Here is an 18770-nt window from a genome sequence, read left to right as displayed (position 1 = left end):
CTACGGCCCTTCGTCCTCGTCAGTTGTCTTCTTCGGATTGTGCTTCGCCATTGGACGCCGCGGGGACGTCCTCCGGTTCGGCGGGCTCTGCCACGGCCACCCGCGCCGGGCGGAGCACCCTGTCACCCATGCGGTATCCAGGCTGCAACACCTCGATCGCGGTCGGCTCGGTCACGTCGGCCGAGTAGCTGTGCATCAGCGCCTCGTGGACGGTGGGGTCGAACGGCTCGCCCTTCTGTCCGAAGGAGCTGAGGCCCAGCTTGGTGACGGCCGCCTCCAGCGACTCGGCCACCTTCGCGAATCCGCCGGTGAGCTCGCCGTGGTCGCGGGCCCTGCCGATGTCGTCGAGCACGGGCAGGAGCTCCATCAGCGCGCCCGCGACCGCCTGCTCCCTGACCACAGCGCGGTCGCGCTCGACCCGCTTGCGGTAGTTCACGTATTCGGCCTGGAGGCGCTGCAGGTCGGCGGTCCGCTCGGCGAGCTGGGCGGCCAGCTCGCCGTCGGCGGAGGGCCCCGCCTGCGCCCCGGCGGGCGGCTGCTCGGCCGCCTCCCCGGCCGCGGTGGCCTCCCTGACCTGCCCCGTCTCCGGGTCGATCTTGCGATTGTCGCGGATCACCGGCTCCTCGTGCCCGTTTTCACGCGGCGGCATCACTTGTCCTTCTTCGGCTCGTCGTCGACGATCTCGGCCTCGACCACGTCCTCGTCGGCCTTCTGGCCGTCACCGGCGCCGGCGCCGGCGTCCTGCGGGGCGCCCTCGCCGCCGGCCTGCTGGCCCTGGCTCGCGGCGTAGATGGCCGAGCCCATCTTCTGGCTGACGGTGGCGAGCTTCTCCGCCGAGGTGCGGATGACGTCGGTGTCGGTGCCCTCCAGAGCCTTCTTCAGCTCGGACAGGGCGTCGTTGACCTCGGTCTTGATGTCGGCGGGAACCTTGTCGTCGTTCTCGCGGAGGAACTTCTCCGTCTGGTAGGCGAGCCCGTCGGCGTTGTTGCGGACCTCGGCCTCCTCGCGGCGCTTCTTGTCCTCCTCGGCGTACGACTCCGCCTCGCGCATCATGCGCTCGATGTCGTCCTTCGGCAGCGCCGAGCCGCCGGTGATCGTCATCGACTGCTCCTTGCCCGTGCCCAGGTCCTTGGCGGAGACGTTGACGATGCCGTTGGCGTCGATGTCGAAGGTGACCTCGATCTGCGGGATGCCGCGCGGAGCCGGCGCGATGCCGGTCAGCTCGAAGGTCGCCAGCTTCTTGTTGTACGAGGCGATCTCGCGCTCGCCCTGGAAGACCTGGATCTGCACCGACGGCTGGTTGTCCTCGGCCGTGGTGAAGACCTCGGAGCGCTTGGTGGGGATCGTCGTGTTGCGCTCGATGATCTTGGTGAAGATGCCGCCCTTGGTCTCGATGCCCAGCGACAGCGGGGTCACGTCGAGCAGCAGGACGTCCTTGACCTCACCCTTGAGCACACCGGCCTGCAGGGCGGCGCCGATGGCGACGACCTCGTCCGGGTTGACGCCCTTGTTGGGCTCCTTGCCGCCGGTCAGCTCCTTGACCAGCTCGGTGACGGCGGGCATGCGGGTCGAGCCGCCGACGAGCACCACGTGGGCGATGTCGGAGACCTTGATGCCGGCGTCCTTGATGACCTGGTGGAACGGGCCCTTGGTCCGCTCGAGCAGGTCGGCCGTCAGTCGCTGGAACTCCGAGCGCGTGAGCTTCTCGTCGAGGTGCAGCGGGCCCTCGGAGGAGGCCGTGATGTAGGGCAGGTTGATGTTGGTCTCGGACTGGCTGGACAGCTCGATCTTGGCCTTCTCCGCGGCCTCACGAAGACGCTGGAGCGCCATCTTGTCCTTGGACAGGTCGACGCCGTGGGCGTTCTGGAAACGCTTGACGAGCTCGTCGACGACGCGCTGGTCCCAGTCGTCGCCGCCCAGGTGGTTGTCACCCGAGGTGGCCTTGACCTCGACGAAGCCGTGGCCGTCCTCCTGACCGACGTCGAGCAGTGACACGTCGAAGGTGCCGCCACCGAGGTCGAAGACCAGGATGGTCTGGTCCTTCTCCTTGTCGAGACCGTAGGCGAGGGCCGCCGCCGTCGGCTCGTTGATGATGCGGAGCACGTTGAGGCCCGCGATCTGGCCGGCCTCCTTGGTGGCCTGACGCTGGGCGTCGTTGAAGTAGGCGGGGACGGTGATCACCGCGTCGGTGATCTTCTCGCCGAGGTAGGCCTCCGCGTCCTGCTTCAGCTTCTGCAGCACGAAGGCGCTGATCTGCTGCGGCGAGAACTTCTTGCCGTCGATCTCCTGGGACCAGTTGGTGCCCATCTCCCGCTTGACCGAGCGGATGGTCCGGTCGACATTGGTGACGGCCTGCCGCTTGGCGACCTCACCGACCAGGACCTCGCCGTTCTTCGCGAAGGCGACCACGGACGGCGTGGTCCGCGAGCCCTGCGCGTTGGCGATGACGGTGGGCTCACCGCCCTCGAGGATCGAGACGACGGAGTTGGTCGTCCCAAGGTCGATACCTACCGCACGTGCCATGAGTACGTCCTTGTAGTCAAAGTTGAGTCGGTCAGACTCAAGCTATGGATACCTGCTGTCTTTGTCAAACGACTTGAGCCTACTCGACTCAACCCTTGTGAGCGTCACCGTATTCCAGATTCTGCATGACGAAGGCAGACCCCCGGCGCGGTGGGCGCGCACCGGGGGTCTGCGTGGGTGAATGGCTCAGCTGACGGGCGCGTTCATGTCCGTCTGGATCTCGGCGGCGGTGAGGGCGCGGTTGTAGAGGCGGACTTCGTCGATGAGGCCGTTGAAGTATTCGCCCCAGATGCTGTTGCCGCCGATGCGCAGGACGCCGTTGTCGGTGCGGATGGGGCCGCCTGCGGTGCGTTGGCCGGCTTGGGTGCCGTTGACGTAGAGGCGCAGTGTGGTGCCGTCGTAGGTGGTTGCCAGGTGGCTCCAGGTGTTGAGGGGGAGTGAGGCGGTGCCGCCGATGTCGACTTCTCCGGTGGTGTGGATGACGCTGTGGGGGCGGTTGGTGTCGCTGCCGGCGGACAGGGCGTAGGCCAGGCCGCCGCTGTGCTGCTTCATGAGGACGGTGCGCCAGCTGCTGACGGTTGTGGGTCTGACCCAGGCTTCCAGGGTCATCCCGGTCGTCAGGCGCAGGCTGGGCGAGTCGTTGACGGTCACCCAGCTCGACGAGCCGTTGAAGGCGAGCGCGCCGCCGAACTTTCCGGACGCCGACCAGGTCGTGTTCGTCAGCGTGCCCGTGTTGCCCGTGGCGGAGGCGTCCGCGACGGTCGATCCAGTGCCCTCGTTCATGCCGTACGCCGCCACCAGGCCCGGGTTGGCCGGCGGCGCGGTGACGGCGGCGGACACCTCGGCCGAGGACGGGCTCTGGTTGCTCGCGGCGTCGAACGCGCGGATCCGGTAGTAGTAGGTGCCCGCGGCGAGGCCCGCGTCCGTGAACGCGGTGGTCTGCGAGGAGCCGACCTGGTTCGCGCCCGAGGGCGTGAAGTTCGGCGTGGTCGACCGGTGCACGGTGTAGCCCTCCACGCCCACGTTGTCCGTCGAGGCGGTCCAGGTGAGCTGCGCGCTGCCGGCGCCGCCCACGGCCGCGGGCGAGCCGGGCGCGGTCGGCGCCTGGGTGTCGGGCGGCGGCTCCTCGCCGATCGGGGTGTTCATGTCCGTCTGGATCTGGGCGGCGGTGAGGGCGCGGTTGTAGAGGCGGACTTCGTCGATGAGGCCGTTGAAGTATTCGCCCCAGATGCTGTTGCCGCCGATGCGCAGGACGCCGTTGTCGGTGCGGATGGGGCCGCCTGCGGTGCGTTGGCCGGCTTGGGTGCCGTTGACGTAGAGGCGCAGTGTGGTGCCGTCGTAGGTGGTTGCCAGGTGGCTCCAGGTGTTGAGGGGGAGTGAGGCGGTGCCGCCGATGTCGACTTCTCCGGTGGTGTGGATGACGCTGTGGGGGCGGTTGGTGTCGCTGCCGGCGGACAGGGCGTAGGCCAGGCCGCCGCTGTGCTGCTTCATGAGGACGGTGCGCCAGCTGCTGACGGTTGTGGGTCTGACCCAGGCTTCCAGGGTCATCCCGGTCGTCAGGCGCAGGCTGGGCGAGTCGTTGACGGTCACCCAGCTGGAGGTCCCGTTGAAGGACAGGGCCTTGCCGTACTTGCCGCTCGCCGACCACGTGGTGGTCGTGGTCGTGCCGGCGTTCCCGGCCGGGGAGGCGTCTCCGACCGCCGACCCGGCGCCCTCGTTCATGCCGTACGCCGCCACCAGGCCGGCGGGCGTCTGGACGGTCTTGTACGTCGCCGTGTACGTGGTCGCGGTCGCCGGCGCGGTGATGTTGTGCGTGGCCGCGCCGCCGTCCGACCAGGCGTCGAACCCCTGGTCGCCCTGCGGCGACGGTGCCGTGATGGAGTTGCCGGAGCCCACGATCACCGTCCGCGTGAAGGGGGTGACCGTCTGCTCCTGGTTGAAGCCGATCTGGAGGCCCGGCGGATTGGTGGTGAAGGTGAGGTTCACGGTCTTCGGCTGCAGCAGCACGCTCTTGGTGTCCGTCAGCCCGTGCTGGTCGGTGACGGTCAGCCGCAGCTCCAGATGCGACGGATATTCGTGGTCGGGCGCCTGGAAGGACCCGGACGCGCCGGTGTACGTGGTGATCTCATGCTCATGGCAGGCCCCGGGGCAATGGTGCATGATCAGCTTCCACGACATGCGGGATCCAGGGATCGAGCCCTCATCGGGGTCCGTGCCGGTGCCCGAGAAGCCGATCGTCTCCCCGACCGCCCAGGTGGTGGCCGACGTCGGGCTGCTGATCGCGGCCGTTGGGGCGGAGTTGCCCACGTTGATCGTGACGGTGGCGTCGCCCTGGCCGCCCTTGTCGTCCTTGACCCGGAGCCTGACCACGTAGGACCCGATCGCCGAATACGTGCGGGACGGCGTGGCGGCGGTGGAGTCGTCGAGCTCGCCGTCGCCGTCGAGATCCCACTGGTAGGTGATCGGGTCGCCGTCGGCGTCGCTCGATCCGGTGCCGGAGAAATTGACCGTCAGCGGGGCGGCGCCGGAGGTCGGAGTGGCGTCGATCACCGCCGTGGGCGGGTTGTTGTTGTAGATGTAGCGGACGATCCTGCCGTTGTCGAAGTCGACCGCGAACAGGTCGCCGTTCGGCCCGGTCTCCAGCTCGACCGTGCCGATGCCGGTGTCGAACGTCGAGACCGAGGCCGGGTCGGGCAGGCCGTTCGAGCCCTCGGTCATCACCCAGACGCACTTGCGGCTGTAGTCGGAGAAGAACAGCGCGCCGTCGTACGCGTCGGGGTAGGGCCCGCTGTCATAGAACGCGATGCCGCTGGAGGACGACTGGCCGCCGGGCGTGCAGGTGTCGCCGGAGTTGAGCCGCTGGCCGTGGTGCCACGCGAAGTACGGCTGGGCGTGCGCCGACGCGCCGGCGCCGTAGAGGTTCTGGCAGATCGTCAGGTTGAGCGCCTCGTAGCCGTCCTCCCTGAACGGGCCCTCGTAGCAGGGCCAGCCGAAGTTGGCCACGCCGCCGGTCGGGTTGGCGATCCTGTTGATCTCCTCGTACGCTCCCCATCCGACCTCGCCCGACCAGATCTCGTCGGTGCCGGGACGGCTGGTGATGCGGAACGGGTTGCGCAGGCCGAGCGCGACGGCCCTGGCCACGTTGGGGTCGGAGCTGGCCGCGTTCGGGTTGCCGGGGGCGGCGGCCCCTGTGTCCGGATTTATCCGGATGATGGTGCCGTCGAGCCCGGCCGGGTCGCCGTTCGTCCGCAGGTCCTGGGAGCGCAGCGCACCGCCCTCGGCGGAGGGCGGCGACAGTGCGGTGCCCACCGCGTTGGGCGGGTCGCCGCACGGGTTGTCGGGCACGACGTCCGAACTGGTCAGGTTGTCCTGGCCGTAGTCGGGGAACTCGAAGCTGGCGCCGTCACCGGCCGAGGCGTACAACATCCCGTCGCGGCCGAACTCCAGGTCGCCGATGGAGTGGCTGGGGTACTGCTGGCACCAGTCGGTGATCAGCGGGGTCTCCGCGCCGGTGGGCGAGATGACGGACAGGCGGCCGGTGATGCGGCAGCCGTCCGCGGTCGGCCCCGGCGGGGAGGCGCACTCGTCGTAGTCCTCGTTCGCCTGGCCCCAGCGGGGCGCGGCGCCGCCGGGCTCGGCGTCGTACGAGTAGAGCACGTACACGCGCGGGTCGGCGGGGAAGTCCGGGTGCAGGGCCATGCCCAGCAGGCCGCGGTCCCAGAAGTCGTGCACCTTGGTGCGCAGGTCGGCGTACACGGTGGGGGTGGTGTCCGCGAGCGAGTCGAAGACCTTGATGTAGCCGCCCTTCTCGGCCACGAAGACGCGCCCGTCAGAGGCGAACTCGATGTTGGTGGGGCTTATCAGGCCGCTGAGGACGGTCTGTTTCTGGAATCGTTGAGGCAGGGCCGCCGCCTGGGGCGACAGGGCGATCAAGGACGTCAGAAGTAAGGCAGCCGAAAACAGGCAGTGCGAGAGCCGTCTCACGGATCCCCCCATTGGAGCGTGACATCATCGCCGGCGCCCCGTCGCCTGCGTGTCCTGATCGATGTATCGCAACAAATCGATCAGTTGTCACTGGGGTTGTCCGTAAGTGGACATGTCACACTTTGGAACCGTCCACGATCTTGCGCTTGCCGAGCGCCTTCTTCAGCTTGACCGTGGTGGTCTTCTCGACCGCGATCATGATGCAGGACACGTTCCTGGCCTTGGGCGCCGTGCCCTCGTACAGCGTGATCGTGACCTTCTTCGCGGTCTCCTTGACCTTGACCTTGTGCAGCACCGTGCACGGCGCGACACCGGACCACCAGGTGAGCTGGACCTTCTTGCCCTTGGCGATCGGCTTGGCCTTGGTCCAGCCGACCTTGCGGACGTCCACGGCATTGCCCGTCGGCTTGACCGGCTGGGGCTCCTTCGTGGGGGCGGTGGTGACCGGGCTCACGGCGACCGGCGCGTCGGGGGTCGAGGACGCGGCCTGCTCAGCGGGCTGCGCGGTGGCACAACTCGTCGCGAGCACCAGGGATCCGGCCAGAAGAGTCGCTGTCGTCATTGTGCGCATACTCCTACGACGGATCCGGTAGGTCCCTGGTTCAGCGTCATGCCGGAGTTAGTGTGGTTCACGTGCTCCGTCAGGCCCTCCTTGCCGTCTCCAAGAGCGAACGCGCCGAGCGTGTCATCTCCACCTCGCCGTTGACCAGGGACGTGGTCCGGCGCTACGTCGCCGACGACATCGGCGCGGTGATCGGTGAGCTGACCCGCAGAGGTCTGCTCGTCACTGTCGACCACCTGGGAGAGGAGGTCGCGGATCCGGCGCACGCGGAGGCCTCCGTCAGGGAATACCTGTCGCTGCTCGACCTGCTGCCCGCGGGCGCCGACGTGTCGGTCAAGCTGACCGCGCTCGGGCTGCGGCTGTCGGAGCACCTCGCGCTCGAGCACGCCGCCGCCATCTGCCGGGCCGCCGCGGTCCGGAACGTCACGGTGACGCTCGACGCCGAGGAGCACGACACGATCCGGGGGCTGCACTCGGTGCACACCGCGTTGCGCAGGGAGCATCCCGATGTGGGGGTGGTGGTGCAGGCGTACCTGCCGGACGCGCTGGAGCGCTGCGAGAAGCTCGCGGGCGCACGGGTGCGCCTGTGCAAGGGGGCGTACACGGCTCCCGGCGCCTACACCAGGCCGCGCGACATCGACCGCTCTTTCGTCCGCTGCCTGAAGGTCCTGATGGCCGGCACCGCCTATCCCATGGTCGCCACGCACGACCCCAGGCTGGTGCGGATCGCCTCCACGCTCGCCGTGCTCAGCGGGCGCGACGCGACCGGGTTCGAATACCAGATGCTGTACGGCGTCCGCCCTGACGAGCAGGCCCGCCTGGCCGGCCTGGGCGCCCAGATGCGCGTGTACGTCCCGTACGGGGACGACTGGTATGCCTACCTCATGCGCCGCCTCGCCGAGCGCCCCCGCAACCTGACCTTCTTCCTCCGCTCCCTCCTCTCCCGCCACTAGCCCCGACACCCCCTGCGTCACCGTCCAGCCGACGACGGCCCTCGTCCCCTCCTCCGGAGGGCGGCGGTCCGCCGGCACGGCGGGGCGACGCCCGCCACGCCGCCCCAGGGCAGTGCGGTGGGTCCGGTGCCCAGGGCCTTGCCCACCTCCCCACCCGAAGGACAGCACCCCGCACCCCCGGCCCTCCCACGGCGGGTCCCTGCCCTTCTCTCCCCGAAGGGCGGCACTCCGTATCCCGGTCATCTGACGGCGGTCCCTCGTCCCCTCTCCCCGAAGGGCGGCATACCGCACCCTTGGTCGCCTCACGGCGGTGTCTCGTCCTCTCTCCCCGAAAGGACGGCACCCCGCACCCCCGGTGGGGTGGCCCGATGAGGGGGTGGGGAGTTAGTAGGCTGCCAGGGTGATTGCGATTCTGGGCACGGGCAAGATGGGCGAGGCCCTCCTGTCCGGGCTGCTGCGCGCCGGTTTCAAGCCGGACGACATCATGGCGACCACCCGCCGCCCCGAGCGGGCGCAGGCGCTGCGCGAGACGTACGGCGTGCGCACCGTCTCCAACTCCGAGGCGGCCAAGGCGGCCGACACGCTCATTCTGGCCGTCAAGCCGCAGGACATGGCGACGCTCCTGGCGGAGATCGCCTCCTACGTCCCGGCCGACCGGCTGGTGATCAGCGCGGCGGCCGGCATCACGACGTCGTTCGTGGAGCAGCGGCTCGGGGTGGACGTCCCCGTGGTCAGGGTGATGTCCAACACGCCGATCAGGTTCGACGAGGCGATGAGCGTGATCTCGGCGGGCGCGCACGCGGGCGAGGAGCACCTCAAGCTCACGGAAAACCTGCTCAAGCCCGTCGGCAAGGTGCTGCGCATCCCCGAGTCCCAGCAGGACGCCGCCACGGCCCTGTCGGGCAGCGGTCCCGCCTACTTCTTCTACCTGGTCGAGGCCATGGTCGACGCGGGCATCCTGCTCGGCATGCCGAGGGCCGCCGCGCTCGACATGGTCACCCAGTCCATCGTCGGCGCCGCCGTCATGCTGCGCGACTCGGGCGAGCACCCGGTGATCCTCCGCGAGGCCGTCACCTCGCCGGGCGGCACCACCATCGCCGCGATCGCCGAGCTGGAGCGCCACAAGGTGCGGGCGGCGTTCCTGGCCGCCATCGAGGCCGCCCGCGACCGCGGCCGCCAGCTCGCCTCGGGTTAGCGATTCACTGAGGGCTCGCTGACAGCCGGTCGGCGGCCCGAGGCTACCGGCTCCTACGATGTCTCGGGTGACGTTACGTCGCGGCGTCGCGCCGCTGCTCGTCCTCTTGACGCTGACCGGCTGCACCTCCGAGGAGCCGCCCGCCGTCCAGGTCGGCGACGTCAGACGTGCCCCGGTCACCGAGGTCGTCGAGGCCCCCGCCACGGTGGGCGCGCGTGCCTCGGCGACGCTCCGCTCGCCCGCCCAGGGCACGGTCGCCAAGCTGTACGTCCGCGAGGGCCAGCGCGTGCGCAAGGGCGACATCCTGGCCAAGATCCGCTCGCCCCAGGCCCAGAGCCAGCTCGAACAGGCCCGCCAGGCCTCCAGGATGGCCGCGCCCGCCGGTGCGGCCGCTCCGAACGTGAGCCTGCCGTCGTTCGACACCAGCGCGTTCGACCGGAAGGTGGCCGCGCACTTCGCCAGGGCCCGCAGGGAGGCGAAGAAGGTCGAGGACGCCCGCGCCCGCAGGCAGTTGCTGAACGCCATCGACCTGGCCCAGGCCCAGCACAAGGCGCAGACCAAGGCTCTGGCCGCGATCACCGCCCAGCTCAACCGCTCGATCAACGGCGTCCTGTCCGGTGTGACCACCGGCCTGGCCGGCTCCATGGCCTCGCTGCAGGCCGCCTCCAGGTCCCAGGCCAAGGCCGCGGTCAAGGCGGCCGAGAGCACGGTCAAGTCGCTCACGATCAAGGCGCCGTTCGGCGGCGTCGTCACGCTGGGCCGCGTCTCGGGCGCCGGGGGCGGCGGCGGCGTCGAGGGCCTGCTCAGCCAGCTCCCCGGCGGGGGGCAGCAGCTTCCCTCCGTGCCCTCCGGCGGATCCGCGACGGGCACGCCGGTGGCGACGGGGGTGCCGGTCTCGGCGGGCGACTCCGTCGTCACCGTCACCGACGTCTCTCAGCTGCTTCTGGACGCCGACGTGGACGAGACCGACGTGCTGCTGGTCAAGAAGGGCGTGAAGGCCGCCGTCGAGCTGGACGCCGTGCCGGGCGCCACGTACGCGGCCGCGGTCACCGGCATCGGCGTCACCCCCAAGGAGGGCACCACGGGCGGCGTCAGCTACCCCGTGCGGCTCACGCTCGGCGCGGGGACCTTCGACGACGGTTCCAAGGCGCCCACGCCCAAGCCGGGCATGAGCGCCGTCACGCGGCTGACCGTGCGCGAGTCGCCGTCCGCCGTCGCCGCGCCCGCCTCGGCCGTCGTCTCCAGCGGGCGGGAGAGCGTGGTCTGGGTGGTCAGGAACGGCGTCGCCGAGCGGCGCGTGGTCAAGCTGGGCGCGCAGGGCGACGCGGTGGTCGAGGTGCTGAGCGGGCTGTCCGTGGGCGACCGGATCGTGGTGAAGGGCGCGGACTCCGTACGCCAAGGGCAGCGCCTGTCATGACGCCGGCCATCGAGGCGGTGGACCTCACCCGGCGCTACCAGCTCGACGGCGTGGTCGTGGAGGCGCTGCGCGGCGTGTCGCTGACGATCGAGCAGGGTGAGTTCGCCGCCATCGTGGGCCCCTCCGGCTCCGGCAAGTCCACGCTCATGCACCTGCTCGGCTGCCTCGACCGGCCCACGTCCGGCGTGTTGCGGATCAACGGGGTGGAGATGGCCGGACTGTCCGACGGCGAGCTGGCCGAGCTGCGGAACAAGACCATCGGCTTCGTCTTCCAGTCCTTCCACCTGCTGGGTCGCACCAGCGCGCTGGACAACGTGGCGCTGCCGCTGGTCTACCGGGGGGTCGGCAGGGCCGAGCGGCGGGCCAGGGCCCGGGCGGCGTTGGAGGCCGTGGGCCTCCAGCACAGGGTGGGGCACCGGCCGTCGCAGATGTCCGGCGGCGAGCAGCAGCGCGTGGCCATCGCCAGGGCGCTGGTGGGCGAGCCCAAGGTGCTGCTGGCCGACGAGCCGACCGGCAACCTCGACACCGCCAACGGCGCCGAGGTGATGGCCATACTCGACCGGCTCAACAGCGAGAGCGGCGTGGCCGTGGTGCTGGTCACGCACGAGGCCGAGATCGCGGCCCACGCCCGGCGCCAGATCCACGTACGGGATGGGCTGATCGAGAAGGACACCGCGTGAGAAGCGGGGAAGCGTTCGTGATGGCGCTGGAGGCGCTGCGGGTCAACCGGCTGCGCAGCGCGCTGACCATGCTCGGCGTCATCATCGGCGTGCTGGCCGTGGTGATCCTGGTGGCCATCGGCACCGGCGCGAAGGACGAGATCGAGAAGCAGATCTCCGGCCTCGGCACCAACATCATCCTGGTCGTGCCAGGCCGCATCAGCCTCGGCGCGGCCCCGACGCAGAGCAAGCTCGGTCTCTCCGACGTCGCGTACGTGCGGCGCGTGGTGGGCGACCCGTCGAAGGTGACGGTCTCGCTGCAGTCGGGCGAGACCGTGCGCGTGGGCCGGACGGAGGCGTTCGTCACGGTGGTCGGCACCGACCAGAACCTCGTCAACATCTTCGAGCGGCCGCTCGACAAGGGCCGGCCCCTGAGCGAGACCGACGTGGACACCCGGCGCAGGGTGGCGGTGCTGGGCTCGGAGGTGGCCGACCGAATGTTCGGCGACCTCGACCCGATCGGACGTCAGGTGACCGTCTCGGGGGCCAGGTTCCGGGTGGTGGGGGTGTACGCCGAGGTCGGGCAGACGTTCGGGCTCTCCCGAGACCAGGAGGTCCACATCCCGGTGACGACGGCGCAGCGGCTGCTCGGGATCGAGCGGATCAACGGGATGGCGGTCGGCGCGTCCGGGCCCGACGAGATCGACCCGCTGTCGGACAAGGTGACGGCCGCGCTGCGGGACCGCTATCCGGGCGAGCAGTTCTCGGCGGTCACGCAGACCGCGCTGCTCGGCACCATCGGCGACGTGCTCGGCATGCTCACCGGCGTGCTGGCCGCCATCGCCGGCATCTCGCTGCTGGTCGGCGGTGTGGGCGTGTCGAACATCATGTTGGTCAGCGTCCGCGAGCGCACCCGCGAGATCGGGCTGCGCAAGGCGCTGGGGGCCAGGCAGCGCGACATCCTGGCCCAGTTCCTCATCGAGGCGGTGCTGCTGACCACCATCGGCGGCCTCGTCGGGATCGTGCTCGGGGTCGGCGGCTCGCTCGCCATCGTCGCCTTCACCGAGGTGCCGGCCTCGATAACGTGGTGGTCGATCGCGCTGGCCTTCGGGGTGTCGGCGGCGGTCGGGGTGTTCTTCGGCGTGGCGCCGGCGCGGAGGGCAGGCAGGCTGGACCCCGTGATCGCCCTCCGCGCCGAGTAGGCGGGGGGTCAGGCGTCGCGGCGCTGCATCAGCACGGCGCCGGCGATCACGGCGACGGCGATCCACGCCAGGTAGACGCCGAATCCGCTCCATGGGCCGAGCGAGCCGTCGCGGCCCGGGAGCACGACCAGCATGCCCGCGTTGGTGGTGAAGTATTCGGCCGCGGTCTGAGCCCATTTCCCCGGTATCTGGTTCATCACCTGAGGGAGCACCAGCATCAGCGCGATGGCCGAAACGAGCGCGCCCGGCGTGTGCCGGATCATTGTGCCGAGGCCCAGCCCGAACACCCCGCAGGCGGTCAGATAGAGGCCGGCCCCCGCCAGCGGCTCCATGACCTGGCCGACCTCGATCGACGCCGGTCGCGTGATCGCCAGGCCCACGACGAGCGCCGCCGCCGACGCGAGCACGGAGACCACCAGCGCCGTCCCGACGAAGACCACCAATTTGCCGGTCAGCAAGCGCATGCGCTGGGGCACGGCCATCAGCGACGTGCGGATGCCGCCCGTGCGGTATTCGCTGGAGATCACCAGGACGCCCAGTGTTGCCATGCCCAGTTGCGCGAACATGACGCCGGACAGGCTGAGCACGGCCGCCTGGCCGGCGGGTATCGCCTCATCGGTGGAGCCCTTGGCGGCGGCGCTGACGAGCGCGCCGAGGCCCACCATCAGCACGGCCGTGACGGCCAGCGTCCACACCGTCGAGCGGACAGAGCGGATCTTGGTCCATTCGGACCTGAAAATGTCGATCATGACGTGAACTCCAGGCTGTCCTTGGTGAGCTCCATGTAGGCCGCTTCGAGCGAGGGCTGCACGAACGTCAGCTCCTCCAGCGGGATGCCGGCCCGCGCGGTGAGGGTGCCGATCTCGAGGGTGCTCATCGCGGTGACCCGGAGGTGGTCGGGGTGCAACTCGCCCACCTTGATCAGCTCGGCGACCTCGGCCAGCCTGGGCGAGCGGACCCGCACGTACCCCTGCGAGCTGCGTCCGATGAACTCCTCCACGCTCGTGTCGGCGATGAGCTTCCCCTTGCCGATGACGATCAGGTGGTCGGCGGTTTGTGCCATCTCGCTCATCAGGTGGCTGGAGACGAACACCGTCCGCCCCTCGGCGGCGAGTTTGCGCATGAACGTGCGGATCCACAGGATGCCGTCGGGGTCGAGCCCGTTGACGGGCTCGTCGAAGAGCAGGATCTCGGGGTCGCCGAGCAGCGCCGCGGCGATGCCCAGCCGCTGGGACATGCCCAGCGAGAACCCGCCGATCCGCCGCTTGGCCACCTCCCGCAGGCCCACCGCGTCCAGCACCTCGTTGACCCGGCTCGCCGGGAGGCCGTTGCTCTGCGCGATGGCCAGCAGGTGGTTGCGCGCGCTGCGCCCGCCGTGCACGGCCTTGGCGTCCAGCAGCGCGCCCACCTTGCGCAGCGGATGCCGCAGCTCGTGGTACGGCCGCCCGTCCACGAGCACTGAGCCGCCGGACGGCCGGTCGAGCCCGAGGATCATGCGCATGGTCGTGGACTTTCCGGCCCCGTTGGGGCCCAGGAAGCCGGTCACCTGACCGGGCTCGACGTCGAACGACAGGTCCGCCACCGCGACGGTGCCGCCGTAGCGCTTGCTCAGGTTCGTTGCTCGGATCGCGGTCATGATCCAAGCGTGCCGTCGTGAGCGGGCGGTTTCTTCCTGCCCCGGAACCGTTCTCGGCGAGGATGTCTAGGACTCTGCTCCTACTCTCCAGGGTGGATCAGCGCCGCCTCGTAGGCGACGATCACGGCCTGCGCCCGGTCCCTCACGCCGATCTTGGCGAACAGGCTCGTCACGTGGTTCTTGACGGTCGAGGGGGAGACGGACAGGTCGGCGGCGATCTCAGGGTTCGACCGGCCGCGGGCGATCAGGACGAGGATCTCCCGCTCCCTGTCGGTCAGCCCGGCGAGCTGCGCGGGCACCGCCCTCGGGCGGGAGGCACGTACGAAGGTGCCGATCAAATTGGTCAGCAGGCGCGGCGCGACGGCGGACTCGCCGCGGTGCACCACGCGTACGCCCTCGATGAGCTCCTCGGGGGAGACGTCCTTGGGCAGGAAGCCGTCGGCGCCCGCCCTGAGCGCCGCTACGACGTTCTCGTCCAGGTCGAACGTGCTCAGCGCGAGCACCCGCACCTCCGGCAGCTCGGCCGTGATCAGCTCGGTCGCGCGCACGCCGTCCAGGCCGGGCATGTGCAGGTCCATGAGTACCACGTCGGGCCGGAGCCGCCTGCTCAGCTCGACCGCCTCGGCGCCCTCGGCGGCCTCGCCGACCACGCTCAGGTCGGGCTGGGCGTCCAGCATCAGCTTGAAGCCCTTGCGCACCAGCTCGTGGTCGTCCACCAACAGCACTCTGATCATGCTCTCTCCAGGGGGATGCGGGCGTGTACGCGGAAACCACCCTCCGGGCGCGGGCCTGTGGACAGCTGGCCGCCGCATAACGCCACGCGCTCGGCCATGCCGCCGAGACCGAACCCCGGCGCACCGGCCCCCTTGGCCAGGCCGTCGTCGATCACCTCGACCTCCACCGCGGCCGGCTCGTACGCCAGCCGCACGCTGGCCCTGGCGCTGACCGCGTGCTTGCGCGTGTTGGTCAGCGCCTCCTGCACGATGCGGTAGACGGCGTGGTCCACGGCGGCCGGCAGCTCCACGGGCTCGCCGGTCACGGTCAGGCTGGCCGGCAGCCCCGCCGACCTGGCCTCCTTGATCAACGTGGGCAGCCGCTCGGCGCCCACGCCCGTCGCGGCGTCCGGGCCCTCGTTGCCCTCGGCCCTGAGCACGTCGAGCAGGCGGCGCATCTCCGACATCGCCTGACGGGCGGTCTGCTCGGCGCTCTCCAACGCGCCCCTGGTGACCTCCTGCTCAGGAGGGAGCGTGGCCCGCGCGCCGCCGACCAGGGCGTTGATCACGGTGATGTGGTGGGCGACCACGTCGTGCAGCTCCCTGGCGATGCGCCGCCGCTCGGCGCGCACGGCCGCCTCGGTGGCCTCGCGCCTGCTGCGCTCGTTGAGCTCGGTCCTGAGCCGCACGAGCTGCCCGACGCCCACGGGCACGGCGACGGCGAACAGGGCCGCCACCCAGCCCCCCTGCGGACCCGCATAGAGGCGCCAGAACCCCTCCATCGCCGCCGCGTAGAGGACGAATCCCGCCGCCGACGTGACCTTGGTGGCCCGGCCGGCCGTGTAGCGGCCGACGCTGTAGAACGCGATGGCCGAGGGCACGTTGGTGGACGTCACGATCTGCGTGGCGATGCCCACGACGTCCAGCCCGGCCACCAGCCCGGCGACCAGGATCGGCCGGCCGCGCCGCATGAGCAGGAAAAGGGCGCCCACCAGGTAGTGCGCCGCGCCCAGCGCCGTCCGCGTGTGGCCCTGGAGGATCACGGAGATCATGCCGAGGACGACCGGGAGGCAGATCACGACCACCAGCGCCGTGTCGAAGACCCGGGGGCGTCGGAAGAAACGCACGATCTTCATGAAGGTTCGTGCCATGCGCACGGCTAAAACCCTAAGTCAGGTTTCCGCGCTGAGATGGATCCGGGGCGCAGCGAGGACATCCGTCTCAGCACCGCCGAGCGAGCTCCGCCAAATGCACCCGGACTACAACGAGGTGTCTGCGCTGCGGTAACGTCGGCGCAAGGCGAGGGAGCACCTGGAGGGTTTGGGATGAGCCGGTCGGCGCGGGTGATCTGGGACGACGCTCTCACCTCCTACAACTTCGGGCCAAGCCATCCACTCGCTCCCGTGCGGGTCGAGCTGACCATGGCGCTCGCCCGCGAGCTCGGCGTCCTCGACAAGGTCGAGCTGGCCGGATGCGAGGCCGCGACCGACGACGAGCTGTCCATGGTCCACAAGCGCGACTACATCGAGGCCGTCAAGCGCGTGTCCGCCTCCGGCCGTCCCGACCTCGGCTGCGGGCTCGGCACGCCGGACAACCCGGCGTTCGCGGGGGTGCACGAGGCCTCCGCGCTGATCGCGGGCGCCTCGCTGGCCGCCGTCCGATCGGTGTGGGAGGGCACGGCCGAGCACGCGATCAACATCGCCGGCGGGCTGCACCACGCGATGCCCGCCGTGGCCAGCGGCTTCTGCGTCTACAACGACCCCGCGCTGGCCATCGCGTGGCTGCTCGGCCAGGGCGTCGGCAAGGTCGCGTACGTGGACGTCGACGTCCACCACGGCGACGGCGTGCAGGCCATGTTCTACGACGACCCGCGGGTCCTGACGATCAGCCTGCACGAGAGCCCGCGCACGCTGTTCCCCGGCACCGGCTTCCCCGAGGAGACCGGCGCCGACGGCACGGCCGTCAACGTGGCGCTGCCCGCGGGCTGCGGCGACGCCGGCTGGCTGCGGGCCTTCCACGCGGTCGTGCCGCCGCTGCTGCACGAGTTCCGGCCCGACTTCCTGGTGACCCAGCACGGCTGCGACAGCCACGCGCTCGATCCGCTCGCCAACCTGATGCTCAGCGTCGACGGCCAGCGCGCCGCGTACGCCGCCCTGCACCGCCTGGCCCATGAGGCGGCCGGCGGGCGGTGGATCGCGACCGGCGGCGGCGGGTACGAGCTGGTCCAGGTCGTGCCGCGGGTGTGGACGCACCTCATCGCCGAACTGGCCGGTCACCCCATCGATCCCACGACGCCGACCCCTCAGGAGTGGCGCGGGTTCGTCAGGGAGCGCACGGGCGAGACGCCGCCGCTCACGATGACAGACGGCCGTAACCCGGAATTTCAGGACCTGTCTGGCGGTTATGACCCAGCGGACCCCATTGACCGTGCGGTCATGGCGACCCGGCACGCGGTGTTCCCCCTGCACGGCCTCGACCCGATGCCCTAGCGAAGGAATGCTGTGCTGAGCCGCGACCAACTCCGCGAGCACCTTGTCCGCAGCCGCATTGCCGGCGACGTCGCGACCTCCCGCGAGAACAACCTCGACCACTACAGCTCTCTGGCCAACGGCGACCCGTACTACCGGCTGGGCCTGACGTTCGACCAGCCGTGGTCCTACCGCGACATCCTGGCGCTCATGGCGAAGTCCGCGGGCGTGGTCGCCGACCCCGGCCACCGCTGGGGCCAGGACACCATCGACCCCGACCTGACGATCGACGCGGTCGACGCCATGGCCGAGCGCATCGCGGCGATGCTGTCGCGGCCGGAACCGCGGATCCTGTTCGCCACCGGACACCCCACCGGGCTGCTCGCCATCCACCTGCCGCTGGCCGCCCTGTGCGCCGAGCGCGGCGCCCGGCTGCTGACGCCGGCCGAGGGGTGGACGTACGCGGGCTCGGGGTTCGGCCGCCCGCGCCGCATCCGCTACCTCCAGGACGTCGCGATGCTCGACGACAAGGGCGGATTCGTGCACACCCACGACGCGGCGCCGATGCGGCACATGCTGGAGGAACTCGGCGGGGAGCCGCCGGACCTGGTGATCGCCGACCACGGTTGGGCGGGGGCGGCCGGTGAGGCCGGCGTGCCGACGGTGGCGTTCGCCGACAGCAACGACCCAGGGCTGTTCGTCGGCGAGGCGGAAGGCAAGATCGACGTTGTCGTCCCGCTCGACGACAATGTGCTACCACGTTATTACGCTCCGTTGACGGCTCGGCTCGTCACTCAAGTCTCACGAGCCCTATGAGACCGATTCGGTCATCCCCATACCGTCTTTTCGCGCCTGCATTCCAAGGGGCTCGCCGTCCCTTTGCCAACTTTTGATGCGGCTCCGGCGACTCTTATGTGTGGCAACTTGGACAGTTCCAACGTCCGAGTGAGGTGCTCGGCCCGGCTGCTGGCCAGCGACTTTGCTGGTTCGGCTGACAGGTGGCTCCGTCCAGAGAGAAAATAGGGGGTTTGCGCACTCGGAGTCCCGACTTACGCTGACGGCAGTACACGTGCGTGAGCAATGGCACCAGTGGGGATAACCCGGAAACACGTGCGGAAGAGGCGTCCGATGGGTGCAGGCGAAAGACCTCTCAGCGAGGTGAAGTTCCTGACCGTCGCAGAAGTGGCGACGGTCATGAGGGTGTCCAAGATGACGGTGTACAGGCTCGTACACTCCGGCGAGCTCCCGGCCATCAGGGTAGGCCGGTCGTTCAGAGTGCCCGAGCAGGCCGTACACGACTATCTACGGGAGGCCTACATCGAGGCAGGTTGACGTAGCGACGTGATGGTCACGCCGTGAATGCTGTCGCGGGAGAGGCCCGGCCGCCGCGACGCGACCGGGCTCTCGCCCCCCTGAGGGGCGATCTACCGTGGATCGCCGGTAGTCTGTGAGCCGGTG

At 70.1% G+C, this 18770-nt stretch carries 16 protein-coding genes; 8 read left to right on the top strand and 8 right to left on the bottom strand.

Annotated elements, in window-relative coordinates:
• Nucleotides 1-19: 19 nt before the first annotated feature.
• From grpE to ID574_RS10495, 4 genes are all read right to left on the bottom strand, one after another.
• Nucleotides 20-649: a nucleotide exchange factor GrpE gene (gene grpE, locus ID574_RS10510; protein ID WP_188188628.1), complete on the bottom strand. Its 630-nt coding sequence runs from the start codon at nucleotides 647-649 to the stop codon at nucleotides 20-22.
• A complete protein-coding gene (gene dnaK, locus ID574_RS10505) occupies nucleotides 649-2523 on the bottom strand; it encodes a molecular chaperone DnaK (RefSeq protein WP_188188627.1) in 1875 nt (624 codons plus the stop codon). Before dnaK ends, grpE begins: the two co-directional genes overlap by 1 nt.
• A gap of 186 nt (nucleotides 2524-2709) precedes the next feature.
• The gene (locus ID574_RS10500; protein ID WP_188188626.1) at nucleotides 2710-6456 is read right to left on the bottom strand and encodes a LamG-like jellyroll fold domain-containing protein; all 3747 of its coding nucleotides are present in this window, start codon (nucleotides 6454-6456) and stop codon (nucleotides 2710-2712) included.
• A gap of 166 nt (nucleotides 6457-6622) precedes the next feature.
• A complete protein-coding gene (locus tag ID574_RS10495) occupies nucleotides 6623-7069 on the bottom strand; it encodes a hypothetical protein (RefSeq protein ID WP_223166559.1) in 447 nt (148 codons plus the stop codon).
• A 71-nt stretch (nucleotides 7070-7140) separates the two neighbouring features.
• Between ID574_RS10495 and ID574_RS10490 the strand changes: the two genes are divergently transcribed.
• The 5 genes from ID574_RS10490 (at nucleotide 7141) to ID574_RS10470 (ending at nucleotide 12495) form a co-directional block, all read left to right on the top strand.
• Nucleotides 7141-8022, top strand: coding sequence for a proline dehydrogenase family protein (locus ID574_RS10490; RefSeq protein ID WP_188188625.1), 882 nt, complete (start codon nucleotides 7141-7143; stop codon nucleotides 8020-8022).
• 400 nt (nucleotides 8023-8422) lie between these two features.
• Nucleotides 8423-9217, top strand: a complete 795-nt coding sequence (gene proC, locus ID574_RS10485; RefSeq protein WP_188188624.1) for a pyrroline-5-carboxylate reductase — start codon at nucleotides 8423-8425, stop codon at nucleotides 9215-9217.
• Nucleotides 9218-9284: 67 nt separating this feature from the next.
• The gene (locus ID574_RS10480; protein ID WP_188188623.1) at nucleotides 9285-10634 is read left to right on the top strand and encodes an efflux RND transporter periplasmic adaptor subunit; all 1350 of its coding nucleotides are present in this window, start codon (nucleotides 9285-9287) and stop codon (nucleotides 10632-10634) included.
• Entirely contained in the window at nucleotides 10631-11314 is a 684-nt protein-coding gene (locus ID574_RS10475; protein ID WP_188188622.1) for an ABC transporter ATP-binding protein, read from the top strand. The genes ID574_RS10480 and ID574_RS10475 overlap by 4 nt, the downstream gene beginning before the upstream one ends.
• The gene (locus ID574_RS10470; protein WP_188188621.1) at nucleotides 11311-12495 is read left to right on the top strand and encodes an ABC transporter permease; all 1185 of its coding nucleotides are present in this window, start codon (nucleotides 11311-11313) and stop codon (nucleotides 12493-12495) included. The genes ID574_RS10475 and ID574_RS10470 overlap by 4 nt, the downstream gene beginning before the upstream one ends.
• Before the next feature lie 8 nt (nucleotides 12496-12503).
• On the opposite strand, the gene ID574_RS10465 is transcribed toward ID574_RS10470, so the two are convergent.
• The 4 genes from ID574_RS10465 to ID574_RS10450 all read right to left on the bottom strand — a co-directional run bounded on the left by ID574_RS10465 (nucleotide 12504) and on the right by ID574_RS10450 (nucleotide 15995).
• Nucleotides 12504-13244: an ABC transporter permease gene (locus tag ID574_RS10465; protein WP_188188620.1), complete on the bottom strand. Its 741-nt coding sequence runs from the start codon at nucleotides 13242-13244 to the stop codon at nucleotides 12504-12506.
• Nucleotides 13241-14131, bottom strand: a complete 891-nt coding sequence (locus ID574_RS10460) for an ABC transporter ATP-binding protein (RefSeq protein WP_188188619.1) — start codon at nucleotides 14129-14131, stop codon at nucleotides 13241-13243. Before ID574_RS10460 ends, ID574_RS10465 begins: the two co-directional genes overlap by 4 nt.
• Nucleotides 14132-14211: 80 nt before the next feature.
• Nucleotides 14212-14865, bottom strand: a complete 654-nt coding sequence (locus tag ID574_RS10455; protein ID WP_188188618.1) for a response regulator — start codon at nucleotides 14863-14865, stop codon at nucleotides 14212-14214.
• Nucleotides 14862-15995 (bottom strand): sensor histidine kinase, encoded by a 1134-nt coding sequence (locus ID574_RS10450; protein WP_223166705.1) that lies wholly within the window; start codon nucleotides 15993-15995, stop codon nucleotides 14862-14864. The genes ID574_RS10455 and ID574_RS10450 overlap by 4 nt, the downstream gene beginning before the upstream one ends.
• Nucleotides 15996-16169: 174 nt before the next feature.
• Here ID574_RS10450 and ID574_RS10445 point away from each other — a divergent pair, with 174 nt between their 5' ends.
• From ID574_RS10445 to ID574_RS10435, 3 genes are all read left to right on the top strand, one after another.
• Nucleotides 16170-17333 carry an acetoin utilization protein AcuC gene (locus ID574_RS10445; RefSeq protein WP_188188616.1) on the top strand — a complete coding sequence of 388 codons (1164 nt, stop codon included), beginning with the start codon at nucleotides 16170-16172 and terminating at the stop codon, nucleotides 17331-17333.
• A 12-nt stretch (nucleotides 17334-17345) separates the two neighbouring features.
• Nucleotides 17346-18128 carry a phosphatase gene (locus ID574_RS10440; RefSeq protein WP_188188615.1) on the top strand — a complete coding sequence of 261 codons (783 nt, stop codon included), beginning with the start codon at nucleotides 17346-17348 and terminating at the stop codon, nucleotides 18126-18128.
• Between the two features lie 312 nt (nucleotides 18129-18440).
• Nucleotides 18441-18644 (top strand): helix-turn-helix domain-containing protein, encoded by a 204-nt coding sequence (locus tag ID574_RS10435; protein WP_026214222.1) that lies wholly within the window; start codon nucleotides 18441-18443, stop codon nucleotides 18642-18644.
• Nucleotides 18645-18770 lie beyond the last annotated feature (126 nt).

It is taken from the genome of Nonomuraea sp. SYSU D8015, assembly GCF_008065375.1.
Lineage (GTDB): Bacteria > Actinomycetota > Actinomycetes > Streptosporangiales > Streptosporangiaceae > Nonomuraea.
This window is presented reverse-complemented; position numbering and strand designations above follow the sequence as displayed.

What these genes read in the sequence shown, in the direction of transcription:
- dnaK (WP_188188627.1), bottom strand. Translation starts at nt 2,523, where the DNA reads ATGGCACGTGCGGTAGGTATCGACCTTGGGACGACCAACTCCGTCGTC.
- ID574_RS10495 (WP_223166559.1), bottom strand. Translation starts at nt 7,069, where the DNA reads ATGACGACAGCGACTCTTCTGGCCGGATCCCTGGTGCTCGCGACGAGT.
- ID574_RS10450 (WP_223166705.1), bottom strand. Translation starts at nt 15,995, where the DNA reads ATGGCACGAACCTTCATGAAGATCGTGCGTTTCTTCCGACGCCCCCGG.
- ID574_RS10455 (WP_188188618.1), bottom strand. Translation starts at nt 14,865, where the DNA reads ATGATCAGAGTGCTGTTGGTGGACGACCACGAGCTGGTGCGCAAGGGC.
- grpE (WP_188188628.1), bottom strand. Translation starts at nt 649, where the DNA reads ATGCCGCCGCGTGAAAACGGGCACGAGGAGCCGGTGATCCGCGACAAT.
- ID574_RS10445 (WP_188188616.1), top strand. Translation starts at nt 16,170, where the DNA reads ATGAGCCGGTCGGCGCGGGTGATCTGGGACGACGCTCTCACCTCCTAC.
- ID574_RS10475 (WP_188188622.1), top strand. Translation starts at nt 10,631, where the DNA reads ATGACGCCGGCCATCGAGGCGGTGGACCTCACCCGGCGCTACCAGCTC.
- ID574_RS10460 (WP_188188619.1), bottom strand. Translation starts at nt 14,131, where the DNA reads ATGACCGCGATCCGAGCAACGAACCTGAGCAAGCGCTACGGCGGCACC.
- ID574_RS10435 (WP_026214222.1), top strand. Translation starts at nt 18,441, where the DNA reads ATGGGTGCAGGCGAAAGACCTCTCAGCGAGGTGAAGTTCCTGACCGTC.
- ID574_RS10465 (WP_188188620.1), bottom strand. Translation starts at nt 13,244, where the DNA reads ATGATCGACATTTTCAGGTCCGAATGGACCAAGATCCGCTCTGTCCGC.